Raw genomic sequence first — 26084 nt, forward strand, 5'->3', positions numbered from 1 at the left:
ATAGCAAGTGCTGCGCCGCAGCACCCTGTTTCGACAGAACGGAAGCACCGCGCCCGCGCGCGGTCCATAGCGGATCGTCATGTCCCCCGGCACCTGCAGATGTCGGCCGGCACGGCGTTATCCAGGGGTTTTGCCTTCATCACCGAATCCCGGTTTCGCCTTCGCGAAGCCCGTGCATGCCTGTGGCTCGAACCACGGCCGAGGAGACGCTCCAACATGCCCAGCAATACGCCGTTGATCCGTACCGCCCTTGCGCTCGCCCTCGCCCTCGCCGTGTGTCCCGCAGCGTTTGCCCAGTCGACCACCGGCGGCGTCTTCGGCCAGGCGCCGGCCGCACCCGGTCAGACCGTGGCGATCACCAGCGACACCGGCCTCAGCCGCGAGGTACCGGTAGACGATCGCGGTCGTTATGCCGCCGGGCAGCTGCCCCTGGGCATCTATACGGTGACCCTGAAGGCCAATGGGCAGGCCGTGGATACCCGTCGAAACGTCGTGCTGAAGGTGGGCGCCGGCACCGAAGTGTCGTTCGCGGCGGCGGCAACGGCCGCGCAGGACATGAGTGGCGTGTCCGTTTCCGCATCGGCGCTGCCGAAGATCGACGTCTCCACCATCGACTCGCGAACCGTGGTCACCTCCGAACAACTGGCCCGCTTGCCCCTGGGCCGCAACGCCGAAGCCATCGCGCTGCTGGCCCCCGGCGTGGTGAGCAACGGCGGCAGCTTCAAGGGGCCCACCGGTAAATCGCTGGTGAGCTTCGGCGGCTCGGCGGCCAGCGAGAATGCCTACTACGTCAACGGATTCTCCACCACGGACGCCTTGCTCGGCTTCGGCGGCCTGTCGCTACCTTACGGCGCGATCGACCAGCAGGAGGTCTATACCGGCGGTTACAGCGCGCAATACGGCCGCTCCGACGGCGGCGTCATCAACGTCGTGGGCAAGCGCGGTACCAACGAATGGCACTTCGGCACGCAGGTGCTGTGGGAGCCGGCATTCGCGCGGGCCAACCAGCGCAACCGTTACTACGAGAACGGCCTGCCGTCGTCGCCGCGTGCCGGCAACCTCTACGCGCCGGACGGGCAGAACGGCACCGACAGCACCACGGTCAGCGCGTATGCCGGCGGCCCGCTGATCAAGGACAAGCTGTTCATCTTCATCGCCGGTGAGTACCAGCGACAGCAAGGCAACACGGTCAATCCGGTAAGCGGCTACACCAGCACCAAACCTTATGTGGATTACACGTACAACTCGCCGCGCTGGTACGGCAAGGTGGACTGGAACATCACCGACTCCAACATCATCGAGCTGACCGGCGCCTCCGACAAATACGAGACATCGGGCAGCATCTACAACTACGACTACGTGAGCCGCACCCGTCAGGCGCGCATCGGCCAGGATGACGACATCAAGACCGGCGGCGACCTCTGGTCGGCCAAGTACACCGGCTACATCACCGACAACCTGACCATCAGCGCCCTGTACGGCAAGCAGCACACCACGGCCTACGACGCACCGGGCGGCTACGATCCGACCCTGACGTACGTCAACAACCAGGTGAACCAGAATCCCGCCCTCAACGGCGGCGCCGCACGCGGCAACAGCCAGACCGTGGCCAGCCTGACACCCTCCGGCCGCGGCGGTCGCACCACCAATACGCGTTTCGACATCACCTACAAGATCGGCGACCACACGATCACCGCCGGCATCGACAACCAGACCGGCACGGCGATCGACCAGGGCAGCGTCACCTCCGGGCCCGGCTACTCCTGGGAATACGGTGTGGCCGATCCGAACACCCCCATCTCCACCGGCCTGGGCGTGCCTGCCACCGCCGGCTTTCCCAATGGCGCCGGCGGCTACTACGTGATCCGGAACATCAGCAGCAGCCTGGCCACCGTGCGCTCCACGCAGCGCGCGCAATACATCGAGGACAAATGGCAGGTCAACGACCAGTGGCTGCTGTCCGCGGGTATCCGTAACGACCAGTTCCAGAATTTCAACGCCAACGGCGATGCCTTCATCACCCAGCACAAGCCGCAATGGGCGCCGCGCCTGGGTGCCAGCTGGGATGTATTCGGCGACGCGACGTTCAAGGTCTACGCGAACGCGGGGCGCTACTACCTCGGCCTGCCGCTGAACCCGGCGTTGAATGCGGCCGGCGGAGCGCTGGGCACATCGCAGTACTTCACCTACGGCGGCATCGCCGCGGACGGCACACCGACCGGCCTCACCGCGCTTTCGCCCCCCGTATCGGCCAACAACACCTTCGGCCAGTTGCCCGATCCGAAAACGGTGAGCACGCAGGGACTGAAATCGGAATACCAGGACGAATTCATCCTCGGCTTCACCAAGACGCTGGGCACGAACTGGGTCTACGGCGCCAAGGCCACGCAGCGTATCCTGCGCAACGCGATCGACGACTACTGCGACATCGACGTGGTATTGGCCAAGGCCACCTCGCTGGGCTACGACGTGACCGACCAGAGCAACCCGGTCAGCTGCTGGTTGTTCAACCCCGGCAAGGCCAACACGTTCAACCTGGTGGACACCGGCGGCAACTACGTGCAGGTGCCGCTCTCCAACGCGGAGTTCGGTTTCGATCGCCTCAAGCGGCGCTATTACGCACTGGAAACCTTCCTGGAGCATCCGTTCGCCGATGGCTGGTACGGCAAGCTCAGCTATACGTTCTCACGCAGCTACGGCAACACCGAGGGCCAGCTGCGTTCCGATCTCTACCGGGAATCGCGCGGCACCGGGCAGACCGCGGTGTCGACCACCCAGGACTGGGACAACGCGTACATCATGGTCAACACCAACGGCGTGCAGAACAACGACCACAAGCACCAGCTGAAGCTGTTCGGGTATTACCAGTTCAGTCCCGAGTGGCTGGTCAGCGGCAACCTGAGCATGATCTCCGGCGCGCCAAAACCCTGCCTGGGCTACTTCGGCCCGGATCGTACCGACCCGGCCGGCTACGGCAACAGCTACCACTTCTGCAACGGGCTGCCGTCGCCTCCGGGAAGCCACGGGCGCCTGCCGTGGGTGCGCCAGGTGGACCTGGGCGTGACTTACCGGCCGGCCTTCGCCGATGCGAAGCTGGCGTTCAACGCCAACGTGTTCAACGCGCTGAACGAGCAGCACACGATCGGCATCTTCCCCAACTCGGAGCAGAGCCCGAACCTGGGCAATCCGCTGTACGGCACGCCGACCTCGGTGCAGCAGCCGCGGTATGTGCGGCTCAGCGTCAATTACGACTATTGACGCTACCCCGACTCCGTCAGGAGGGCGCTCGACCAGCGTAACGATGGTGTCGATGCGCCTCACTCCTGACGGGGAAAGGATGCCCCAGAGGCTCAGTCGCGATTGAGCTTGCTGTGCTTCATGCCATAGGTGAAGTAGACGATCAGGCCCAGCGCCATCCAGATCGCGAAGCGCTCGAACGTGATAGCCGGCAGGCCCCAGATCAGCGCGAGCGAGAACAGGATGCCCAGCGGCGCGACGAACCACACCGCCGGCGTACGGAACTTGCGCTCCAGATCCGGCTTGCGCACGCGCAGCACCAGCACCGATGCGCAGATCAGGATGAAGGCGCTGAGCGTGCCGATGTTGACCAGCTCGGCCACCTCGCCGATGGGCAGCAAGCCGGCGACCACGGCGGTGAAGATGCCCAGGATCATGGTCGGGCGGGCCGGCGTGCCGTAGCGCGGGTGCACGCGGGCGAACCAGGCCGGCAGCAGGCCATCGCGTGCCAGCGCGAACCAGATGCGCGCGGCACCGAGCATGAAGGCGAACAGCACGCTGATCACGCCGATGACGGCCGCCACGGCGATGACGTTGCTGAGCCAGGGCAGGCCGATGGCGTTGAACGCGTCCGACACCGAGGCCTCGCCGTCGAGCGTGCCGTAGGGCACGATGCCGGTGAGCACCAGCGATACCGCGATATACAGCACCATGGCCACGGCGAGCGACAACAACACCGCGCGCGGCAGGTCGCGCTGCGGGTCGCGCGCTTCCTCGGCCGCGGTGGTCAGGGTGTCGTAGCCGAACACGGCGAAGAACACCACGCTGGCACCGGTGAGCACGCCCTGCCAGCCGAAGTGGCCGATGCCCTTGGCATCGACGATGCGCTCGGGGATGAACGGCTGCCAGTTCGCCGTGTTGATGAAGAACGCACCCACGCCGATGACCAGCGCCACGCCGATCACCTTGATGCCGACGATGAACGTGTTCAGGCGCGCACCCCACTCGGTCTTGACCGAGAGCAGGACGGCGACGAACAACGAGATGCCGGCGGCGATGAGGTTGAAGCGATGCCCGTCCGTCGGACCCGGCAGGGGCTGGCTGACGGACAGGCCCATGCCCAGCTTGGCCTGCTGCCAGTAGTAGGCCATGGTGTCGGCGCTCATGCTCTTCTGCGCCCACTCCGGCAGGTGCACGCCGGCCGAGGCCAGCAACACCTGCACGTAGCCGGACCAGCCGATGGCGACCACCGCCACCACCAGGGCGTATTCCAGCAGCAGGTCCCAGCCGATGATCCAGGCCGCGCCCTCGCCGAGCACGGCGTAGCCATAGGTATAGGCGCTGCCGGTGACCGGTATCAGGCCGGCGAACTCCGCGTAGCACAGCGCCGCGCACGCGCTGCCGAAGCCCGCGATGATGAAGCTCAGGGCCACGGCCGGGCCCGCGTTGAGCGCCGCCTGCTGGCCGGCCAGTACGAAAATGCCCACGCCGATGATGCCGCCGATACCGATGGCGGTGAGCTGCCACAACCCCAGCACGCGCCTGAAGTCCTTGCGCTGGCCCACTTCGGCCTGCAATTGCTCAACGGACTTGTGCCGGAGGAACCTGGCTAATGACATCGGATAATCCCTTATGACTGGCTGAGCCGGGATCATAGCGGGGCAATCCACCGATGTCTGTCAGGCAAACGGCCTCAGTGAGCGTCCACTGCCTTGCGCCCCAGCGCCGGATCGTCGGTGAAGAACGCATCGATGCCGGTGGCCAGGTAGGCGCGGATTTCCGCCACCGAGCCAGCCTCGTTGCGCGCCGCGTCGGCGCCAGCGTCGCGGAAATCGGCCGCCAGGAAGTGGTTTTCCGGCCGGAAGGTGTACGGGTGCACTTCCAGTCCGGCCGCGTGGGCGTCGTGCACCAGCGGCGCCACCGGCGCCAGTCGGCCGTCCTTCGTCAGCGGAATGATGCTGCGCGTGGACGGCCCGATGGCATCCGCGTACCCGGCCACCGTCTTCAGCCCCGCCGGCGTCATCATGGCGCCGTAGGTCAGCGAGGCATCGTCGGCCGGGTGCTTGTCCGGCGCGTCCATGAGTTGGAGGAGGCGGATGTTCGGATGGCGCTTGCCCAGCTTGCCGCGCAGGTAGCGGAGGTTGCCCACCTCGAACGACTGGATTTCCACGGGCGCCGTGCGTGTATAGGCATGGGCGGCCAGCATCGCCAGCAGCTTGTCCTCCATCGGCAGGCCGATGCCGTGGAAATAGGTGGCGTGCTTGATCTCGGGAATCAGGCCGATCACGCGGTGCCGGGCCGAGGCTTCGGCAGCGACGAACTCGATCATCTCCTCGAAGGTGGGCACGGTGAACTGGCCGTCGTAGGCCGTATTCGCCTTGCGGATCTCCGCCAGGCGTTCGCGTGCCCGCAGCGTCTTCAGCTCGGCAAGGGTGAAGTCCTCCGTGAACCAGCCGGTGATCGTCTCGCCGTCCACCACCTTGGTGGTGCGGCGCGCCGCGAACTCCGGATGGGACGCCACGTCGGTGGTGCCGCCGATCTCGTTCTCGTGCCGGACCACCAGCACACCGTCCTTCGTGGAGACCAGGTCGGGCTCGACGAAGTCGGCGCCATCCGCGATGGCCACGGCATAGGAGGCCAGCGTGTGCTCGGGGCGCAGCGCGCTGGCTCCACGATGGCCGATGACGAGCACCCTGGCGGCGATCGGCGCGGCCGGGGCGACGGCAGGGACCGGGGCGGCGGGCGTGGACATCGGCAGCGCTCCAAGCAACAGGACCAGGGCGCACGAGGATAGAACAAGCGCCTTCATCAGAAATCCGCCGAGAGGGTGACGAAGGTCTGCCGCGGTGCACTGGCGTGGAAGGCGAGCGAGCGGCCCTGCGCGTCGGTCGCCCCGAACGCGGAAAGGTTGCTGGCGTAGCGATGGTCGGTGAGGTTGGTGACGTTGAGCGCCAGGGTCAGCGCCTTCAGGCTGCCCATCGCGCCGAACGCATAGGCCGCGCCGAAGTCGAACGCCGTGGCGCCGGCCACGCTCTGGTCGTTGGTATACGTGTAGTAGCGCTTGCCGGTGTACTTGCCACGCAGGCTGGCCGACCACGGGCCATAGGTGTAGCTGACTTCGCTGGCGAACATGCGCTTGGGCGTATCCACCGTGGTCTTGTCCTTCACCGGCACGACCACGCCGTTGGCTACGTAGTTGTCGTCGTATTTCGAGGTGTTGAACGAGGCCGAGTTGTACCACTCGAAACCGCGGATCGGCTTCCAGATGAACGTGAACTCCGCGCCGCGGCTGGACACCGAACCCACGTTGACGAACGCGGTGTTGCAGCCCGGCCGCGTGCCCTGCTCGATGCTCGAGCACGGGTTGAGCGACAGCAGGCGGTTGTCGAACTTCACGTCGTACAGCGCCACGGACGCCTCGTACGCCTGGCCGACACTGCGGAAGCCGCCGTCGATCGAGCGCGACTGCTCGGGCTTGAGGTCGGACTTCGAGCCGTCGAACGCGGCCTGCCCCACCGCCAGCGGACCACCGGCACCGCCGCCCTGGAACGCGGCGATGTTCTTCGCGTACGACAGGAACAGCTCCTGGCCCGGCGCCAGCTGGAAGGCCAGGCCCGCCTGCGGCAGCAGCGCCTTGTCCGCCTTCAGGGTGCCATTGGCATAGGGACTTTCCACGCCCGGGCCTTCCACCGCCTTCATCGTGGTGTGCGGGCTCTTGACGCCGAAGTCGACGGTGAGCCGATCGTCCATGGCCTTGAAGCTGTCCTGCAGGTAGGCCTGCCGGGTGGTGATCGTATAGTCCTGGGAGAACAGGCGGCGATCCGGGCCCGACAGGTAATAGTTGTCGCTGACCGGCCCGTCGATGTAATAGAAATTGCGCTCGACATGGTGGTCGTTCTTCTCGTACCACACGCCGCCTTCGACATGGTGGCCACCCAGGTCCCACGCCAGCGACGCAATGGCGCCGTTGCGGTTGATCGTGTAGTTGGTGCTGCGGATGGAGATCGGCAGTTCCTCGGCCGTGCCGGGGTTGGAGCGCTGGCCCGGCGACCACCAGTGGCCCTGGCCGGCATTCTCGTGGTGATACACCTGCGTGTGCAGCGTGGCACCGTCGGCCACGGCGAAATCGCCGGCCAGGTAGTACAGGTCGTCACGGCGCAGGGCGCGGCTCTGGTAGTAGGCATCGTCGATGTTGTCCACGCCACCGGAAAAACCGCAGCGCGGATCCTTCACGCCGCCTTTGGTGTAGACCGGTGCGCAGTACGCCGCGGCCAGCGCGCGGTTCCAGTCCGGCGCGTACAGGTTCCAGTCCCAGCCCAGGCCACGCTGCAACCCGCTCTTGGACAGGTAGGCGTAATCGGCCTGCGAGGTGCGCGAGGTATCGGCGAAGCCGGTGATGCGATTGCCGTCGCCGAACTCGTACACGGCCTTGCCGTTGAACTGCTTGGTGTCCGTCTTCGAACCGGGCTGCGCCCACATGTCCGCATCGGCCCTCGCGCCGGACAGGTACATGGAGAAACCCTTGTAGTCACCGGAATCCAGGCGGACATACGTGCGGCGGTTATGGTCGCTGCCGAAGGTCTGCGCCACCTTGCCGCCAAAGGTCTTCGACGGGTCGGCCGAGAAATACTGGATGGCGCCGCCCAGGTTGCTAGTGGACGCGGTGCCCAGCGCGCCGATGCCCTCGGACAATTCCACCGTGGCCATGTTCTCGGCGATCAGGGCGCGCGCGATGTTCAGGCCGTTGTAGTTGCCGTAGGCGTTGTCGCCCAAGGGCAGGCCGTCCAGCGTGTAGCCCAGGCGCGTGGCGTTGAAACCGCGCAGGGTGATCGTCTGCGACTCCTCGTTGGCACCGAACGCGTCGTTGGACTGCACGGACACACCGGGGAGGCGATTGAGGATCTTCTGCGGGCTGGTGCCGGGCGGCAGCACTTTCTGGTCGTCGGGCACGATGCGCTGCACCTGACGCGTCTCGCCCTGGCCGATCACGGATACCGCGTCCAGGTCCTGGGTTTTCGGCGGCGGCGTGTCGTCCGCATGGGCCTGCATGGCAAAGGCGGAAGCAAGGGCGAGGAACAGGGCGCTGCGGCAGGGCTTCATCGATGGTGGCTCGTCGAACGGAGGAAGCCGCCAAGCGTGACCGCGCACTGTGTACATTTTCTTACGAAACCAAGACGGTGCCGCGCACGGTGACGATCGTCACGCCGCGGCGCGGTACCGATATTGCAACACGCACGCCTCACCATGGCCCGTTTTACCCTCACGCGGAACCGATCCATGCATCCACTCGCCCGACTCGTCGCCCTTCCCCTGGCCGTGCTGGCCATGCAGGCCCACGCGGCGCATCGCGTCATCGTGTTCGTCTGGGACGGCATGCGGCCGGATGCCATCAGCGAGGACGACACGCCGCACCTTGCGGCACTGGCGAGGCAAGGCACGTTCTTCGCGGACAACCACTCCACGTACCCGACCTTCACCATGGTCAACGCGTCCAGCTTCGCGACCGGCTCGTTCCCCGGCACCATCGGCTTCTTCGGCAACCGCTTCTGGGCGTCCGGCGCCAGCGGCGCCGATGCCAAGGGGGTGCCGGTGGACTTCGCGGCGCCGGTCTTCACCGAGGACTACGCGATCCTGCGCGACCTGGACGACCACTGGCATCACGACCTGCTGCAGGCACCGACCCTGCTGGAACGGGCGCGCAAGGCCGGGCTGAAAACGGCCGTGGTCGGCAAATCGGGCCCGGCCTTCCTCCAGGACATCCACGAGGGCGGCCTGATCCTCGACGAGAACGTGGCACTGCCGCTGGCCTTCGCGCAGAAGCTGCAGCGCGCCGGGTTCGCGTTGCCGGCCAACACGGTGCATGCGTACGATCCCGACCACTTCCACCTGGAGCCGGACAACGGCACGCCCACCGCGCAGCTGCCGTTGGTAACGCTGAAGGACGGCTTCACCTCGGATGCGTCCGATGGTGCCGGTGCGCCGCCGACGCCCTCCAACGCGTTCCTGATGAAGGCCTTCCTTGACTACGTGCTGCCGGTCGAGAAGCCCGACGTGAGCTTCGTGTGGCTACGCAACCCGGATGCCACGCAGCATGCCTACGGCGTCGGCTCACCGAACTTCCACCTGGCGCTGCGAGCGCAGGACGAGCTGCTGGGGCAGCTGCAGGATCGGCTGCAAACCCTCGGCATGGCGGCCGACACCGACCTGGTGATCGTCTCCGATCACGCCCACAGCAACGTCGCCGGCCCGGCGGATCTTTTCCCGCTGCGGCAGATCGCCGATGGGCGGGTCGGACGCATCGATCCGGAATGGGGTTTCTCCAGCGCGGGCGCGATTCGCCTGGCTGACGAAATGACTCGTGCCGGGCTGCCCGCCTTCGACGGCATGGGCTGCATCTATGCGCCGGTGATGGCCGGTGTGAAGGCCGACGGCACGCAGCTGCGACCCACCCGCTTCGACGACGACGGTCGCGTCTGCGGCAAGCCGGGCCCGTACACCACGCCGTCGTACAAGCTGCCCGCCGACGGCGCGGGGAAGGCGTTCGTCCTCGCACCCAACGGCGGCAGCGAATACCTCTACCTGCCCTCGCACGATCGCAACCGCATCGTGGACGCCGTGCGCTTCCTGCAGGGCCACGAGATGTTCGGTGCCATCTTCGTCGACGCGCGCTACGGGAAGATTCCCGGCACGCTGCCGCTGGCTACCGTGCACCTGGAAAACACCCGCTCGCCCGACATCGTGGTCAGCTACGACTTCGATCCGGAAGCGACGGTGCAGGGCTTCAAGGGCACCGAATACACCAGCATGTCCAACGAGCGCGGCATGCACGGCAGCTTCAGCCCCATCGACGTGCACAACCTGCTGCTGGCCAGCGGGCCGGATTTCCACAAGGGCCTGCGCAGCGAACTGCCCAGCGGCAACGTCGACCTCGCACCCACGCTGGCCGCCGTGCTGGGCGTGAAACTGGGCAGTCCGGACGGGCGCGTCCTGCGCGAGGCACTCGAAGGGCATGAGGCCGGCCGGCTGAGTGTCCGCCCGGTGGATGTCACCACCGACACCGCGCACGGGCTGGACGTGCGCCGCGTGGACGGCAGCGCGATGCAGCGCTCGGCCTATCGCTTCGTGCTGAAGACCAAGCAGCTGGACGATAACGGCAAGGTCTACACGTATTTCGACCAGGCCAGGGCCGAGCACCTGCCCTGACCGCCCGCGTTTCTGCTAGCGTGCCGACCGCACTCCCGATTCCACACGGACCTTTCCGATGCTCAAGTCCCTCGCACTGGCCACGCTCTCGGCCGCCCTGCTCGCCGGCTGCACCACGGCGCAGAAAGCCGATACCGTCACGCCCCGTTCCGGCAGCGTCGCGAACGGTTCGACGCTGGATCTGGCGATCCTCGAAACCACCGATATCCATTCGAACATCCTTTCGTACGACTACTACAAGCAGAAAAACGACCCCAGCTTCGGCTACGAGCGCCTGGCCACGTTGATCCGGCAGGCACGCAAGGAGTTTCCCAACACCGTGTTGTTCGACAGCGGCGATACCATCCAGGGTTCGGTGCTGGCCGACTACCAGGCGATGGTCAAGCCGGTGGGCTGCGACACGGAACTGGGCATCTACGCGGCCATGGACGCGATCGGCTACGACGGCGGCACCGCTGGCAACCACGAATTCAACTACGGCCTGCCCTTCCTCGCGCAGGTGACCAACACGCCGATGAACGTGGACGGGGTGAAGCCCGCGGCGTGCGCCGGTCCGAAGTTTCCGCTGGTGCTGTCCAACGTCTACAGCGCTCGCGACAAGCAGCCGATCTTCAAGCCGTGGACGATCGTGAGCAAGACGGTCGAGGTGAAAACCGCCGACGGCAAGACCGTGCCAACCACGTTGCGCATCGGCATCATCGGTTTCACCCCGCCGCCCATCCTCGACTGGGACAAGCGCAACCTGCAGGGCAAGGTCACCGTCGACGGCGTGGTGGAAGCCGCGCAGCGCTACATGCCGGAGGTGCTGGCGCAGAAGCCCGACCTGGTCGTCGCCATCCTGCATGGCGGCCTCAACACCGCGCCGTACACGCCGCAGATGGAGAACGGCGGCTGGTACCTCGCCGGCGTTCCCGGCATCGACGCATTGCTGCTCGGCCATTCGCATACCGAATTCCCGGGGCCGCGTTACATGGGCATGAAGGACGTGGACGCGAAGCGCGGCATCGTGCGCGGTGTGCCCGCCGTCATGGGCGGCTTCTTCGGCAAGGACCTGGGCGTCATCAACATGACGCTGACACGCGAGAACGGCCGCTGGGTGGTGCAGAAGGACAAGAGCCACAGCCAGGTCCGGCCGATCTGCCCGAAGAAGAACGAGTGCGTGCCCGTCGATCCCACCATCGCACCCATCGTGATGCCGGCCCACGAGGCCGCGGTGGCTTACGTCAACACGCCGATCGGCGCCACCGACCACGACCTGACCAGCTACTTCGCCGACGAAGGCAACATGAGCGCACTGGCGGTGGTCAACGCCGCCCAGGCCGACTACGCACGCGACGAGATCGCCCGCGCGCATCCGGAACTGAAGGACATACCTGTGATCTCGGCGGCCTCCGCCTTCCGTACCGGCTTCGGCGGCCCCGACGACTACACGGACGTGCCGAAGGGCCCCATGACGATCCGCAACGCGGCCGATCTGTACTTCTATCCGAACACGCTGGCGGCGGTGAAGATCGACGGTGCGGCGGTGAAGGCGTGGCTCGAAAAATCGGCCACGCGTTTCAACCGCATCGATCCGACGAAGGAGGAGGAGCAGACGCTCACGGGCAAGCTGGTGCCGTACAACTTCGACCAGATGCAGGGTGGCATCACCTACACCATCGACGTCACCCAGCCGGAAGGGCAACGCATCGGCGACCTGCGTTACAAGGGCAAGCCGATCCGCGCCGACCAGTCCTTCATCGTGGTGACCAACAGCTATCGCGCCAACGGTGGCGGCGAGTTCCCGGGCATGAATGGCGAGTCCGTGGTACTGAACGCACCCGACGGCAACCGCGAGGTGGTGATCCGCTGGATCCAGGCGAAGAAGATGATCACCGGCAAGGAAGTCGACCCGCGCTCGTGGCACTTCGTGCGCGTCAAGACGAAGGGCCCGGTGACCTTTACCGCCGCATCCGGCAAGCAGGACGTGGCGACAGCCCAGGGCCTGGCGATCACGCAGGTGCACGACAACGGCGACGGCACGGCGGTGTACGCGCTGGATCTGTCGAAGCGCTGAAGGTGCGTGCCCCGGTTTCCACCCGCCACGATGGCGGGTGGAAACCCGATTCAAACCGCTTGACAGCCGCTATCACGCGGGCATAACGTCGGGCTCATGTCTTCCCTCGCGCCCGCGCTGCGTTTCCTTACGGCCTCCACGGCCGGCACGCGTGCGTCCGTGACTACCACCGCGACTACAACGACGACGACCATTACCATGGTCGGAGGATCGGAGTTCGCGCGCGCCTAGTTCTTGTCGCTGCCGGCCCCGACCTCCCGCAGGACGGGACCGGCGCCGGAACTTCCAGCCGACACCCTCCCTCCTGATGTGACCAAGGGCCTCTTACCGGAGGCTTCGATCGTGTCCATCGCTGTCGCTTTACCCCGCTCGCCCTTACGTGCCGCGCCCGTACGCGCCGCCGTCCAGCCCCTCGTCGTGCATGTGGGCGTCGTCGGACCCGGCAAGGTCGGCAGCGCACTGCTGAACCAGCTACGCGCCGCCGCACCGCGCCTGCGTCGCGACTTCAACCTGGAACTCAGCCTGCGCGGCGTCAGCGACAGCCGCCACATGTGGCTGGACTGCGACGATGACGCCCTCAACGCGCGGCAGCACGGCGCCCAGACCTGGCGCCCGGTGGAACTGGACGAATTCGCGGCCTATGTCGCCGGCGACGGCAGCCATGTGGCCATCCTGGCGGACTGTAGTGCCAGCGACCGGGTAGCGGATCACTACGCCGGCTGGCTGGGCGCCGGCATCCATGTGGTCACGCCCAACAAGCGCGCGGCCAGTGGCCCGCTGGAACGCTGGCGACGGATCGGCGCCGCGGCCGAGGCCAGTGGCGCCCACCTGTATTACGAGGGCACGGTGGGCGCCGGCCTGCCGGTGGTGCAGACGCTACGCGACATGATCGACACGGGCGACGAGCTGACCGCCGTCGAGGGCATGCTATCCGGCACCCTGGCCTGGCTGTTCAACCGGTTCGACGGCTCCGTGCCGTTCTCGGCGCTGGTGCGCGAGGCGCACGCCATGGGCTATACGGAGCCCGATCCGCGCGACGACCTGTCCGGCATGGACGTGGCACGCAAGGTGGTCATCCTCGCCCGCGAGGCCGGCCTGGCGCTGTCGCTGGAGGATGTGGCCGTGCGCAGCCTGATTCCCGCGGAGCTGGCCGAGGCCTCCCGCGAGGCCTTCATGGACCAGCTCGCGCTGATGGATGCCCCGATGGCCACGCTGCTGGCCGATGCCCGGTCGGCAGGCGGTGTGCTGCGCCATGTCGCCCGGCTGGACGGCGGTCGCGCCACCGTCGGCGTGCAGGTGGTCGAGGCGGACCACGCCTTCGCCCATTCGAAACTGACCGACAACGTGCTGCGTTTCGCCACGCGCCGTTACTGCGACAATGCGCTGGTCGTCCAGGGGCCGGGTGCCGGCCCCGAAGTCACGGCCGCCGCGGTGTTCACGGACCTGCTGCGCGTGGCCGGCGCCATGGGAGTAAAACGGTGCGCATGCTGAACGAAGATTCCTCGCCTCTGGCCCGCGCGGATGTCGCGGTGGCGGAGGCCTATGCCAGTGTCGGCAATGTCGGCATCGGCTTCGATATCCTGGGCCACAGCGTGGCCGGCGCGGGCGATCGCGCCGAGGTGCGCCGCATCGCCGAGCGTGAGGTGCGCATCGCCGCCATCCATGGCGTGGTCACCGACCTGCCGTTGGCCGCCGCGGACAACACCGCCGGCGCCGCGCTGCTGTCGATGATGCATGCCCTGTGCCTGCCCTTCGGTTTCGAGCTCACGCTGCACAAGGGCATCGCACTCGGCTCGGGCATGGGCGGCTCGGCCGCGTCGTGTGTCGCCGCGCTGGTGGCCGCGAACGCCCTGCTGGACGAGCCGCTGCCCCACGAGGCGCTCTATCCGTTCGCGCTGGACGGCGAGGTGGTGGCCAGCGGCAGCCGACACGGCGACAACCTGGGGCCGATGCTGTTGGGCGGTCTGGTGCTGTCCACCCACACACGCCTGGTGCGCATTCCCGTGCCGGCGGCATGGCACTGCGCGCTGGTGCATCCGCATGTGGTGCTGGAAACGCGCCGGGCGCGCGCCGCACTGGCCGGGCACTACGCCCTGGGCGAATTCGTCGCGCAGAGCGCCCATCTGGCCCTGGTGCTGGCAGGCTGCTATCGCGGCGATGCCGCCCTCGTTCGTGAAGGCCTGTCCGATGTGCTGGTCGAGCCGCGCCGCGCTCCGCTGATCCCCGGCTTTGCGCAGGTCAAGCAGGCCGCCCTGGACCACGGCGCCCTCGGGGCCAGCATCTCCGGCGCGGGACCCAGCGTGTTCGGCTGGTTCGAGGATCGCGCCTCCGCACAGGCCGCGGCACAGTCCATGCGCGCGGCGTTCGCCGCCACCGGCCACGACAGCGACGTGCTGGTGGCACCGGTGGATGGCCCCGCGGCGAGGGTGTTGTGACCATGCGCTACGTCAGCACGCGCGACGGTGCCGCGCCCGTTCGCCTGAGCGATGCGATCGCTGCAGGCATCGCACCCGACGGCGGTCTGTATGTCCCGGACGCCATGCCCTCGGTGTCGCCGCCACCGCGCGATGGCACGCTGGCCGATACCGCGTCGTGGATGCTGCGGCCCTTTTTCGCGGGCGATCCGCTGGAAGCGGCGCTACCGGCCATTTGCGCCGATGCCTTCGCGTCTCCGGCGCCACGCCGGGCCTTGCCGATCGACGGCGCGCACGTGCTGGAGCTGTTCCACGGGCCGACGGCCGCCTTCAAGGATTTCGGCGCGCGGTTTCTCGCCGCCTGCCTCAGCCGCCTGCGTCGCGAAGGCGACCGCCCGCTGACCATCCTGGTCGCCACCTCGGGCGATACCGGCGCGGCCGTGGGCGCGGCATTCCACAACCTGCCGGGCGTGCGCGTCGCCATCCTCTATCCGGACAACCGTGTCTCGCCGCGCCAGGCCCACCAGCTGGGCAGCTTCGGCGGCAACGTGCGCGCGCTGCGCGTCGAGGGCAGTTTCGACGATTGCCAGCGACTGGTGAAAGCCGCGCTGGGCGATCCCGCCCTGCAGGCGGACGTGCCGATGTCCTCCGCCAACAGCATCAGCCTGGGCCGCCTGCTGCCGCAGATGGCGTACTTCGGCCATGCGGCCATCCATGCGGACGAACCGATGAACACCATCGTGCCCACCGGCAACCTCGGCAACGCCGTGGCCGCGTTGTGGGCTCGGCAGATCGGGCTGCCCCTGGGCGAGGTGGTTTTCGCCTGCAATGCCAACGACACCCTGCCGGCCTTCTTCGGCGGCCAGCCGTATCACCCTCGCGATGCGGTACCCACCATCGCCAATGCCATGGACGTGGGCGCGCCGAGCAACTTCGAGCGCCTGGTCCACCTGTTCGGTAGCGAAGACGCGGCGCGGGTCCACGGCCATGCCGAGGGCGTCGACGATGCCCAGATCCGCGACGTGATCCGCCGGCATGCCGCCAACGACGGCGAGGTGTTCTGCCCGCACACGGCCACCGCCATGCGCGTGTTCGAGCGCCTGCGCCTGGCGGGCGATCGTCGCGCGTGGACCCTGGCGGCCACGGCGCACCCCACCAAATTCGAGAGCGTGGTCGAACCCCTGATCGGTCGTCTCGTCGCCGTGCCCGAAGCACTGGACGCGATGCTCGCGCGCGAAGCCCACGCCGAACCGCTGGCCGCCGACAGCCGCCTGTTCGCCGACTGGCTACGCCAGTGGGCGCATGGCTAACGCAGGGCACACCCGCAACCCGGGCACCGCGAATACCCGCTGCCGGGGGGGTGGGGTGGGTAGGAGCGCACGCCCGTGCGCGAACCCTCAGCCTTAAACCGAGGCGAATGAAGCCACCCGCTCGAACGGGCGAGCGCTTCCGTGCATCCGGTATTCGCTTTTCGGGCGCACGGAAACGCTCGCATGGCTGTGGGGGAGGGCATCGATCGCCTTTGCTACGGTGAGGGTTCGCGCACGGGCGTGCGCTCCTACGCCCTTATTGTGCGGATCCGTCACCCGTACGGATCCGCACCGTCGATATCCGCCCACCCGTACGTGTCAGGGCGCGGGGTTGTCCAGCAGCGCCCTGATCGCTTCGCTGGCGCGGTTCACGGCGCCCAGGGCGCCGGTGGACGACGACGCCGGCAGGGTAAGGATCGCGCGACGAAGAAGCGAATCCAGCCGCCCCTCGGGGTCGTAGCGACCCTGGCGGTCGATCGAGGTGCCATCCGCACCACGCGCCGCCTCGAGCGTGCCGTCCGCGGCGTAGACCAGCGTCACCGCATCGTCGACGACGACGACCCGGTCGTCGCTGACCAGGAAACTGGACGTACCGAAGGTGGACATCGCCTGTACACGCCGGCCATCGGTGTCCGGGGTGACCGTCCAGCGCACCGTCCGCTCGCCCTCGGTCACCTCGCGGACGGTCAGTTCGCCCTTGTCGAAGGTATCGACGATGGCCATCCGGGGCGCGCGCGCGGACGGATGCCCGTCCGCCTGGCAATACACCGGAAACGGGCCGCCCAGATCGATACTGCGGTTGGCATAGGGCCCCAGCGGCATGCCGAAAGCGATCTGATAGAGGGAAAAGCCCACCGGGCAGGAATACACGCCGGGGCCGCCGTCTTCGAAGCGCATCCACTCGGCGTCACCCCCGGGGCGATCGTGCAGGTACTGGTAGATGTAGTCGTAGCCCGAGTCGGTGGTACGAACCACCAGCAACTGGCATTGCAGGTAGCCGTTGTTGTCGCAGTCCTGCCACATGGCGCGCATCGAGGCCTCGGCTGGATCGCGATAATACTGTCCGGCGGCGCGGTACTCGGCGAAAGGTGGCGGTGCGTCGTCCGCCTGGGCCAGCGGAGACATGGCGAGGAAGGTGCATGCCGTGAGCCGCGCCATGCTGCGCGCTCCGACCGTCCGTTGCTTGGTCATGGAATCATCCTTTGGGAGACATCGTAGGAACGTGGCCATTCTGGTAGGCGGAAATCCGCACGGTCAATGCGGCCCGTGCGATGCCCGTCACACTCCGAAAAGTTGTCCGTTTTTCTCATTTTCGAGGGCATACCACTTCGTCGCAGGCCGCATTCCCACGGGCCTGGACGCAACGGACCACAGCCACGGGCGTCTAGCCGTCCAAACATCCGCGCAAGAATGTTTCATCCGAAAGTGTTGACACGACGATCCGAACTGGCATACGTTCGATCGCATGACGCAGCGCACCACCCATGGCCGCTTTGACCTGTCCCGCCTCCCGGCGGTAGACGGCAAGCTGCGTCTCGGTGGCGGCCTCCTTCTCCTTAGCCTTGTACTTATTACCTGCGGAGGTGCGGGCTGAGGGCAAGTGTCCAGGTGAAATAAGCAAAACCTGAAGACTCCTGAAGAACCCCGCACCCGGCAACGGATGCGGGGTTTTTTATTGCCCCCGACCCGCCTCTTCCACGAGCGGAGCCAGACATGAATCCAGCAACCCAGGGCAGCAACGACACCATCGAGAGCGACGTAGGCGACCGCGTGCGTATCTTCGACACCACCTTGCGCGACGGCGAGCAAGCCCCCGGCTTCTCGATGGATCGGCGCGCGAAACTGCGCATGGCGCATGCCCTGGAAGAGCTTGGCGTGGACATCATCGAGGCCGGCTTCCCCCAGGCCTCGCCCGACGATTTTGCCGCTGTGGCCGAGATCGCCCGCGCCTTGAAGGCACCCACGGTGGCCGCGCTGGCGCGGTGCCAGGCAGGTGACATCGACAGCGCGGGCCGCGCGCTGGAAGGCGCGAACCATGCCCGCATCCACCTGTTCCTGTCGACCAGCCCGTTGCACCGCGAATACAAGCTGGGCAAGAGCAAGCAGGAAGTGATCGATATCGCCGCCGCGGCGATCCATAGGGCAAAGGCACTCGCCCACGAGGTGGAGTTTTCCGCCGAAGACGCCCTGCGCACCGAGCCGGAGTACCTGGCCGAGATCTTTTCGGTGGCTGCCGAGGCAGGTGCCACCATCCTCAACGCACCGGACACCGTGGGCTATGTTACGCCGGACGAGATCACGCGCATGTTCACCTACCTGCGCCAGAACGTGAGAAACGCAGACAGAGTGGTGTTCTCGACGCACTGCCACGACGACCTCGGCCTGGCCGTCGCCAACTCGCTGGCCGCCGTCGCCGCGGGTGCCCGGCAGGTGGAATGCACCATCAACGGCATCGGCGAGCGTGCGGGCAATGCGGCCATGGAAGAGATCGTCATGGCGTTGCACACGCGCCGGCCGCTGTTCCAGGTCGACACGGGCATCGTCACCCGCCATTTCTATCCCACCTCGCGCCTGTTGGCAGAAGTCACCGGGCAGACCGTGCCGCGCAACAAGGCCATCGTCGGCGACAACGCCTTCGCGCATGAGTCCGGCATCCACCAGCACGGCATGATCCGGCATCGCGGCACCTACGAAATCATGCGGCCGCAGGATGTGGGCGCGAAGACCTCGCTGGTGCTGGGCAAGCATTCCGGCCGCCATGCGCTGCGCCAGCGCCTGGAAGAACTGGATTACGACCTGGACGAAGCGACGCTCGATGCCGTCTTCGACCGGTTCAAGGTGCTGGCGGATCGCCAGCGCTCCGTCACCAACGACGACCTGACCACCCTGATGACCACTCCCCCCAACCCCACCCCCACCCAGGCCGCGTGCGTCGCGGTCGAGTCCTGAGGAGGAACCATGGAAGCCCCGAAACATCTCTGGCACAACGGCCGTATCGCATCCTGGCAGGACGCCACGGTGCACGTCGGTGCCCACGCACTGCATTACGGCTCCTCCGTGTTCGAAGGTATCCGTGTGTATGCCACGCCAGAGGGTCCACGCTACTTCCGTCTGGAAGAACACACCGAGCGCCTGTTCCACTCGGCACGCGTGTACGACCTGATCATTCCTTATGACGCCGCCACCATCAATCAGGCCTGTCGCGAGGTGATTACCGCCAACGGGCTGGAATCGGCCTATGTGCGCCCCATCGTGTTCCGTAGCGGATTCACCTTCAGCCTGGCACCGTCGCTGGATACCAAGGTGGACGTCTCGATCATCGCGCTGCCATGGGGCGCCTACCATGGCACCGATGCCCTGGAAAAAGGGGTGGATGTCTGCGTTTCCTCGTGGAACCGCGCGGCGCCGAACACCTACCCCAGCGGCGCCAAGGCCGGTGGCAATTACCTCAACAGCCAGCTGATCGCGCGCGAGGCCATCAACGGCGGCTTCGCCGAAGGCATCGCCCTGGGCACGGACGGCTTGCTGAGCGAAGGCGCCGGGGAAAACCTGTTCATCGTGCGCAAGGGCACGATCTATACCCCGCCGGCTGCGTCCTCCATCCTGTGCGGGATCACGCGCGATTCCGTCCTGACGCTGGCCCGCGAGCGCGGATTCGACGTGGTCGAGCAGCCGCTGCCACGCGAGATGCTGTACTTCGCCGACGAAGTGTTCATGACCGGCACCGCCGCGGAAATCACCGCCGTGCGATCCGTCGATCGCAAACCGGTCGGCAGCGGCCATCCCGGTCCGGTCACCCGCCAGTTGCAGGCCGATTTCTTCGGCCTGTTCGACGGCCGCACCGACGATCGCTGGGGTTGGTTGTCAGCCGTGGCCGAAGCCGAGCACGGGAGGGTCGCCGCATGAGCGCCCGCACCCTGTTCGACAAATTGTGGGACAGCCATCAGGTAAAGGCCGAGACGGCCAGCACACCCGGCGTGCTCTACATCGACCTGCACCTGGTGCACGAGGTGACCTCGCCACAGGCCTTCGACGAACTGCGCTCCCGCGGCCTGAAGGTACGCCGCCCGGATCGCACGCTGGCCACGCTGGATCATTCCACGCCGACGCTGCCGGCCGATGCCGATGGCAAACGTCCTTACTACACCAAGGAAGCCGAAGCGCAGGTCGTCAAGCTGGAGTCCAACGTACGCGAGTTCGGTATCGACCTGATGGGTTGGGACAGTCCCCAGCGCGGTATCGTCCACGTAGCTGGGCCAGAGGTGGGAGCGACCCAGCCGGGCATGACCATCGTCTGCGGCGACAGCCACACCGCCACGCACGGTGCCTTCGGCGCGCTGGCCTTCGGCATCGGTACCACCGAGGTGGGCCATGTGCTGGCCACCCAGTGCCTGCTGCAGCGCAAGCCGAAGTCGTTCGCCATCCGTGTGGACGGCGCCCTGCAGCGCGGCGTCACCGCGAAGGACCTGATCCTGCACGTGATCGGCACGATCGGCATCGGCGGCGGCACCGGCTACGTGCTGGAGTACACCGGCGAGGCGATCCGCGCCCTGTCGATGGAAGAGCGCATGACGGTGTGCAACATGTCGATCGAGGCAGGCGCCCGCGCCGGCCTGATCGCCCCTGACGAGACCACGTTCGCCTGGCTGAAGGGCCGCGAGCGCGTGCCGAAGGGCGACGCCTGGGACCGCGCCGTCGCCGCATGGCGTGACCTGCCCACCGACGAAGGCGCCACCTACGATCGCGAAGTGCGTATCGACGCCTCGGCGATCCAGCCGTCGGTCACTTACGGTACGCACCCGGGCATGGTGGTGCCGATCCACGGCAATGTTCCCGCCGCCGCGGATGCGATGGAACAGCGCGCGCTCGACTACATGCAGGTCACCGCCGGCAAGCCGATGTGGGGCGAGAAGGTCGACGTGGTGTTCGTGGGCAGCTGCACCAACGGTCGCCTGTCCGACCTGCGCGCGGCAGCGGGACTGCTGCGCGGTCGCAAGGTCGCGGAAGGCGTGCGCATGCTGGTGGTGCCCGGTTCCGAGCAGGTACGTCGGGATGCCGAGCGCGAGGGCCTGGACGAGGTGTTCCGTGCCGCCGGCGCCGAGTGGCGCGAATCTGGCTGCTCGATGTGCATCGCCATGAACGGCGACCTCGCCCAGCCGGGCCAGCTCGTCGTCGCCACCAGCAACCGTAACTTCGAGGGACGCCAGGGCAAGGGCGCCCGCACTGTCCTCGCCAGCCCCCTGGTCGCGGCCGCCTCCGCCATCGCCGGCCATGTGGCCGATCCCCGCGATTACATGACCCAGGAAGTTGCCGCATGAGCCAGACCAGCCGACCGCTCGCTTACGTGCATTCGCGCACGGCGGTGTTGCGCAACGAAAACATCGATACGGACCGGATCATTCCGGCGCGCTTCCTCACCACCACCGAACGCACCGGCCTGGGCAAGCACTGCTTCCAGGACTGGCGTTACGCCGCCGACGGCAGCGACGACCCGGCGTTCCCCCTGAACCAGCCGGAAGCACGCGGCTGCGCCATCCTGGTCGCCGGCCACAATTTCGGCTGCGGCTCGTCGCGTGAGCACGCCCCCTGGGCACTGCTGGACTACGGCATCCAGGCGGTGATCTCCAGCGAGATCGCGGACATCTTCCGTGGCAACTCGCTGAAGAACGGCCTGCTGGCCATCGTCGTCGGCACCGCCGAGCACCGCTGGCTGCTGGACAACCCCGGCGTCGAACTGCGGATCGATATCGCCGAGGGCACCATCGCGCTGCCCGACGGCGACATCACCCGTTTCGACCTGGATGCCTTCTCGCGTCACTGCCTGCTCAACGGCGTTGACCAGATGGGCTTCCTGCTGCAGCACGAGGCGGATATCGCCACCTTCGAAACCCACCGGGAGAAAGCGGCATGAAGGCGTCCATCGTCGTATTGCCGGGCGACGGCATCGGCCCGGAAGTGGCCGCCGCCGGCGTGGCCGTGCTGACCGCCATCGCCGATCGTTTCGGCCATGCATTCACCTTTACCGAGCATGCCATCGGCGGCGATGCGATCGATCGCTTCGGCGATCCGCTGCCGCCCGCCACGCGCGAGGCACTGCTCGCCGCCGACGCCATCCTGCTGGGCGCCGTGGGCGGCCCGAAGTGGTCGGACCCGAACGCGGCCGTGCGCCCGGAACAGGGCCTGCTGGCCATGCGCAAGCTGCTGGGTGTGTTCGCCAACGTGCGTCCGCTGAAACTGCATCCGCGCACCGCCGCGCTGTCGCCGCTGAAACCCGAGCGCACCAAGGGCGTAGACCTGGTGTTCATCCGCGAACTCACCGGCGGCATCTATTTCGGTGCGAAGACGCGCAGCGAGACGGACGCCACGGACGAATGCCGCTACAGCGTGGTGGAGATCGAGCGCGTGGTGCGCCATGCGTTCGAGCTGGCCCGCACGCGGCGGCGCAAGGTCACCTCGGTGGACAAGGCCAACGTGCTGGAAACCTCGCGCCTGTGGCGTTCGGTGACCACCCGTGTGGCCGCCGAGTATCCCGACGTGGCGCTGGAACACCAGCTGGTGGATTCGATGGCCATGCACCTGCTGACCCGACCCGCCGACTACGACGTGATCGTGACCGAGAACATGTTCGGCGACATCCTGACCGACGAAGCCTCGGTGCTGGCCGGCTCGCTGGGCCTGTCGCCGTCGGCGTCGCTGGGTGGCCCGGGCGCCGGCGTCTATGAGCCGATCCACGGTTCCGCGCCCGACATCGCCGGGCAGTCGCTGGCCAATCCCCTGGGCACCATCCTCTCCACCGCGATGCTGTTGCGTCACTCGCTCGGCCTGGCCGCCGAGGCCGCCGTGGTGGAAGCCGCGGTGGACCACGTGCTCGAACACGCCAACCTCACCCGCGACCTGGGCGGCAGCGCAAGCACGCATGACGTGACCCGCGCTGTCCTGGAAGCCTGTCATACCGAAGCGGAGGCCCTGTGAACACCAAGAAGATCCCCATCCGCACGCTGCGCAGCGACGCGATCAAGACCGGTCCGGACCGGGCCCCGGCACGCGCCATGCTGCGCGCCACCGGCCTGGACGACGAGGCCATCGCACGGCCGATGGTGGCCATCGTGCACAGCTGGTCCAACGTCTCCCCGTGCAACCTCAACCTGCGCGACCTGGCCGAGGCGGCCGCGGACGGCGTACGCGCCGCTGGCGGCACGCCGGTGGAGTTCAACACCATCGCGGTCACCGACGGCATCGCCATGGGCACGAGCGGCATGCGCTCGTCGCTGGTCAGCCGCGAGATCATCACCGACTCCATCGAGCTTGCAGTGGACGGCCATTGCCTGGATGCCATGGTGGTGCTGTGCGGCTGCGACAAGACGATCCCCGCCGCGGCCATGGCCCTGGCACGGCTGAACATACCCGGCGTGGCGCTGTACGGCGGCAGCATCGACCACGGCACGCACAACGGCTGCCCGATCACCGTGCAGCAGGTGTTCGAGGCGGTGGGCGCGCACGGCGCGGGCAAGATCGACGACGCGGAACTGGATGAGGTGGAACGCCACGCCTGCCCCGGTGCCGGTGCGTGCGGTGGCCAGTACACCGCCAACACGATGGCGATGGTGCTGACCACGCTCGGGCTGTCCCCGGTGGGACTGAACGACATTCCGGCGACACACCCGGCCAAGCGCGACGCCGCTTTCCGTTGCGGCGAATTGGCCATGGCCTGCCTGGAAGCCGACCGCAAGCCGCGCGACATCATGACCCGCGCCGCCTTCGACAACGCCGCACGCATGGTCGCCGGCACGGCGGGCTCCACCAATGCCGTGCTGCACCTGCTGGCCATGGCCAACGAAGCGCGCGTGCCGCTGTCCATCGAGGACTTCGAGCCGGCATCGGTGCACACCCCGGTGATCGCCGACCTCATGCCCGGCGGCCGGTTCAGCGCCGTGGAACTGACCGCAGCCGGCGGCACCACCATCGTCGCCCGCGAGTTGCGCAAGGGCGGCATGCTGGTCGATACGCCCACTGTCACCGGACGCAGCCTGTTCGCCGAACTGGATGCCGCACCTGCGGCGACGGAAGGACAGCAGGTAGTGCGCCCCGTCGACGCGCCGTTCAAGCCGCGCGGCGGCTACAGCATCCTCTACGGCAACCTGTCGCCGGAGGGCTGCATCCTCAAGCTGGCCGGCCACGGCCGCACCAGCCATGCCGGGCCGGCGCGCGTGTTCGAAAGCGAGGAAGACGCCTTCGCCGCGGTCAAGGGCGGCCGTATCCGTGCCGGCGATGTCCTGGTCATCCGCAACGAAGGCCCGGCCGGCGGACCGGGCATGCGCGAGATGCTGGCGGTCACCGCCGCGCTGATCGGTCGCGGTCTGGGCAACGACGTGGCGCTGATCACCGACGGCCGTTTCAGCGGCGCCACCCACGGTTTCATGGTCGGTCACATCGCGCCCGAAGCCGCACGCGGCGGCCCCATCGGCCTGATCCGCGAGGGCGACGCCATCTTCATCGATGCCGCCAGCCGCGAACTGCGTACGGACGCGGACCTGGCCTCCCGCCGCGCCGCGTGGCGACCGGGACCGCCGAAGGTGGCGCGCGGGGTGCTCGCCAAATACGCGCGACTGGTCGGCTCCGCCGCCGAGGGCGCCGTGACGCAGGCCTTCGACGATGCGCCCGCCACCGCCGCCGAATCCACGCGCCGCGAATTCGCCGAAGCGGACTGCACGCAGGAACTGATCGGCAACTGATCCACCTTTTCCCCTTTCTTTCGAACATCCACCTGGAGACACCCCGTGACCGACAAGCAAGCCACCACCGCCCCGCTGCAGAACGCCCGTATCGCCGTGCTCGGCTACGGTAGCCAGGGCCGTGCGCACGCGCTCAACCTGAAGGACTCCGGCCTCGATGTCGTGGTCGGCCTGCGTCCGGGTGGCCCGTCGTGGAACCGCGCGTATACCGATGGCTTTGCCGTCGCCGAACCCGCCGAGGCCGTGCGCGACGCCGACCTGGTCGCCGTGCTCACCCCGGACATGACCCAGCCGGGGATCTACAAGGACGCGATCGAGGCCAACATGAAACCCGGCGCGGCGCTGCTGTTCGCCCACGGCTTCAACATCCACTTCGGCCAGATCACGCCGCGCAAGGATATCGACGTGGTGCTGGTGGCGCCGAAGGGCCCCGGCGCGCTGGTGCGTCGCGAGTACGAGATCGGCCGCGGCGTGCCCTGCCTGTACGCCGTGCACCAGGATGCCACCGGCCACGCCACGGAGCGTGCCACGGCCTACGCCGCCGGTATCGGCGGTGCACGCGCCATGCTGATCGAAACCGACTTCAAGGAAGAGACCGAAACCGACCTGTTCGGCGAGCAGGCGGTGCTGTGCGGCGGCGCCTCCGAACTGGTGCTCAAGGGCTTCGAAACGCTGACCGAGGCGGGCTATCGCCCCGAGATCGCCTACTACGAGGTGATGCACGAGCTGAAGCTGATCGTCGACCTCTTCTACGAGGGTGGCATCGCCCGCATGCTCGAATTCGTTTCCGAGACCGCGCAGTACGGCGACTACACGCGTGGCCCGCGCGTGATCGACGACAGCACCAAGGAACGCATGAAGGCTGTGCTGAAGGATATCCAGGACGGCACGTTCGCCCGCGAATGGACGGCCGAATACCAGGCCGGCCTGCCCAACTACAAGGCATTCAAGCAGCGCGACCTCGACCATCCGATCGAAAAGGTCGGCGCCCAGCTGCGCGCCCGCATGCCCTGGCTGCAAGCCAACCAGCCGCAGCCCGCCAAGGCCGCGGAATGATCCCCATCCCCCACATGATCCCTGTCCCCCACACGTAGGAGCGCACGATGTGCGCGAACCCTCAGACGGTACTCGG

At 67.3% G+C, this 26084-nt stretch carries 16 protein-coding genes and 1 pseudogene; 13 read left to right on the forward strand and 4 right to left on the reverse strand.

Features of this window, described 5'->3' with window-relative positions:
• Positions 1-216: 216 nt before the first annotated feature.
• Entirely contained in the window at positions 217-3258 is a 3042-nt protein-coding gene (locus AB8808_RS19555; RefSeq protein ID WP_369931179.1) for a TonB-dependent receptor, read from the forward strand.
• 92 nt (positions 3259-3350) lie between these two features.
• Here the strand turns inward: AB8808_RS19555 and AB8808_RS19560 are convergent, their stop codons facing one another.
• The 3 genes from AB8808_RS19560 to AB8808_RS19570 form a co-directional block, all read right to left on the reverse strand.
• On the reverse strand, positions 3351-4856 hold the full coding sequence (locus tag AB8808_RS19560) for an amino acid permease (protein WP_369931180.1): 1506 nt from the start codon (positions 4854-4856) through the stop codon (positions 3351-3353).
• A 74-nt stretch (positions 4857-4930) separates the two neighbouring features.
• Positions 4931-6046: a glycerophosphodiester phosphodiesterase gene (locus tag AB8808_RS19565; protein ID WP_369931181.1), complete on the reverse strand. Its 1116-nt coding sequence runs from the start codon at positions 6044-6046 to the stop codon at positions 4931-4933.
• Positions 6046-8337 (reverse strand): TonB-dependent receptor, encoded by a 2292-nt coding sequence (locus AB8808_RS19570; RefSeq protein ID WP_369931183.1) that lies wholly within the window; start codon positions 8335-8337, stop codon positions 6046-6048. Before AB8808_RS19570 ends, AB8808_RS19565 begins: the two co-directional genes overlap by 1 nt.
• 177 nt (positions 8338-8514) lie before the next feature.
• Between AB8808_RS19570 and AB8808_RS19575 the strand changes: the two genes are divergently transcribed.
• The 5 genes from AB8808_RS19575 (at position 8515) to thrC (ending at position 16220) form a co-directional block, all read left to right on the forward strand.
• A complete protein-coding gene (locus tag AB8808_RS19575; protein WP_369931184.1) occupies positions 8515-10440 on the forward strand; it encodes an alkaline phosphatase family protein in 1926 nt (641 codons plus the stop codon).
• Positions 10441-10498: 58 nt separating this feature from the next.
• Positions 10499-12496, forward strand: a complete 1998-nt coding sequence (locus AB8808_RS19580) for a bifunctional 2',3'-cyclic-nucleotide 2'-phosphodiesterase/3'-nucleotidase (RefSeq protein ID WP_369931185.1) — start codon at positions 10499-10501, stop codon at positions 12494-12496.
• 342 nt (positions 12497-12838) lie between these two features.
• The gene (locus AB8808_RS19585; RefSeq protein WP_369931186.1) at positions 12839-13987 is read left to right on the forward strand and encodes a homoserine dehydrogenase family protein; all 1149 of its coding nucleotides are present in this window, start codon (positions 12839-12841) and stop codon (positions 13985-13987) included.
• Complete coding sequence (locus tag AB8808_RS19590; protein ID WP_369931187.1) at positions 13981-14931, forward strand: homoserine kinase; 951 nt, start codon at positions 13981-13983, stop codon at positions 14929-14931. Before AB8808_RS19585 ends, AB8808_RS19590 begins: the two co-directional genes overlap by 7 nt.
• A 2-nt stretch (positions 14932-14933) precedes the next feature.
• The gene (gene thrC, locus AB8808_RS19595; protein ID WP_369931188.1) at positions 14934-16220 is read left to right on the forward strand and encodes a threonine synthase; all 1287 of its coding nucleotides are present in this window, start codon (positions 14934-14936) and stop codon (positions 16218-16220) included.
• A gap of 318 nt (positions 16221-16538) precedes the next feature.
• Here the strand turns inward: thrC and AB8808_RS19600 are convergent, their stop codons facing one another.
• Positions 16539-17411, reverse strand: coding sequence for a hypothetical protein (locus AB8808_RS19600; protein WP_369931189.1), 873 nt, complete (start codon positions 17409-17411; stop codon positions 16539-16541).
• Between the two features lie 522 nt (positions 17412-17933).
• Between AB8808_RS19600 and AB8808_RS19605 the strand changes: the two are divergent.
• From AB8808_RS19605 to ilvC, 7 genes and pseudogenes are all read left to right on the forward strand, one after another.
• Positions 17934-19109: pseudogene (locus AB8808_RS19605) on the forward strand (2-isopropylmalate synthase); the annotation flags it as partial.
• 69 nt (positions 19110-19178) lie between these two features.
• On the forward strand, positions 19179-20126 hold the full coding sequence (locus tag AB8808_RS19610; protein WP_369931190.1) for a branched-chain amino acid transaminase: 948 nt from the start codon (positions 19179-19181) through the stop codon (positions 20124-20126).
• Entirely contained in the window at positions 20123-21538 is a 1416-nt protein-coding gene (gene leuC, locus AB8808_RS19615) for a 3-isopropylmalate dehydratase large subunit (protein ID WP_369931191.1), read from the forward strand. Before AB8808_RS19610 ends, leuC begins: the two co-directional genes overlap by 4 nt.
• On the forward strand, positions 21535-22131 hold the full coding sequence (gene leuD, locus AB8808_RS19620) for a 3-isopropylmalate dehydratase small subunit (RefSeq protein WP_369931192.1): 597 nt from the start codon (positions 21535-21537) through the stop codon (positions 22129-22131). Before leuC ends, leuD begins: the two co-directional genes overlap by 4 nt.
• Entirely contained in the window at positions 22128-23192 is a 1065-nt protein-coding gene (gene leuB, locus AB8808_RS19625) for a 3-isopropylmalate dehydrogenase (protein ID WP_369931193.1), read from the forward strand. Before leuD ends, leuB begins: the two co-directional genes overlap by 4 nt.
• A gap of 26 nt (positions 23193-23218) precedes the next feature.
• Complete coding sequence (ilvD, locus tag AB8808_RS19630; RefSeq protein ID WP_369931294.1) at positions 23219-24952, forward strand: dihydroxy-acid dehydratase; 1734 nt, start codon at positions 23219-23221, stop codon at positions 24950-24952.
• A gap of 45 nt (positions 24953-24997) precedes the next feature.
• A complete protein-coding gene (ilvC, locus tag AB8808_RS19635; protein ID WP_081916364.1) occupies positions 24998-26008 on the forward strand; it encodes a ketol-acid reductoisomerase in 1011 nt (336 codons plus the stop codon).
• The last annotated feature ends 76 nt before the right edge of the window (positions 26009-26084 follow it).

This window comes from Xanthomonas sp. NCPPB 2632 (assembly GCF_041228075.2).
Lineage (GTDB): Bacteria > Pseudomonadota > Gammaproteobacteria > Xanthomonadales > Rhodanobacteraceae > Luteibacter.

What these genes read in the sequence shown, in the direction of transcription:
- AB8808_RS19555 (WP_369931179.1), top strand. Translation starts at nt 217, where the DNA reads ATGCCCAGCAATACGCCGTTGATCCGTACCGCCCTTGCGCTCGCCCTC.
- AB8808_RS19560 (WP_369931180.1), bottom strand. Translation starts at nt 4,856, where the DNA reads ATGTCATTAGCCAGGTTCCTCCGGCACAAGTCCGTTGAGCAATTGCAG.
- AB8808_RS19565 (WP_369931181.1), bottom strand. Translation starts at nt 6,046, where the DNA reads ATGAAGGCGCTTGTTCTATCCTCGTGCGCCCTGGTCCTGTTGCTTGGA.
- AB8808_RS19570 (WP_369931183.1), bottom strand. Translation starts at nt 8,337, where the DNA reads ATGAAGCCCTGCCGCAGCGCCCTGTTCCTCGCCCTTGCTTCCGCCTTT.
- AB8808_RS19575 (WP_369931184.1), top strand. Translation starts at nt 8,515, where the DNA reads ATGCATCCACTCGCCCGACTCGTCGCCCTTCCCCTGGCCGTGCTGGCC.
- AB8808_RS19580 (WP_369931185.1), top strand. Translation starts at nt 10,499, where the DNA reads ATGCTCAAGTCCCTCGCACTGGCCACGCTCTCGGCCGCCCTGCTCGCC.
- AB8808_RS19590 (WP_369931187.1), top strand. Translation starts at nt 13,981, where the DNA reads ATGCTGAACGAAGATTCCTCGCCTCTGGCCCGCGCGGATGTCGCGGTG.
- thrC (WP_369931188.1), top strand. Translation starts at nt 14,934, where the DNA reads ATGCGCTACGTCAGCACGCGCGACGGTGCCGCGCCCGTTCGCCTGAGC.
- AB8808_RS19600 (WP_369931189.1), bottom strand. Translation starts at nt 17,411, where the DNA reads ATGACCAAGCAACGGACGGTCGGAGCGCGCAGCATGGCGCGGCTCACG.
- AB8808_RS19610 (WP_369931190.1), top strand. Translation starts at nt 19,179, where the DNA reads ATGGAAGCCCCGAAACATCTCTGGCACAACGGCCGTATCGCATCCTGG.
- leuC (WP_369931191.1), top strand. Translation starts at nt 20,123, where the DNA reads ATGAGCGCCCGCACCCTGTTCGACAAATTGTGGGACAGCCATCAGGTA.
- leuD (WP_369931192.1), top strand. Translation starts at nt 21,535, where the DNA reads ATGAGCCAGACCAGCCGACCGCTCGCTTACGTGCATTCGCGCACGGCG.
- leuB (WP_369931193.1), top strand. Translation starts at nt 22,128, where the DNA reads ATGAAGGCGTCCATCGTCGTATTGCCGGGCGACGGCATCGGCCCGGAA.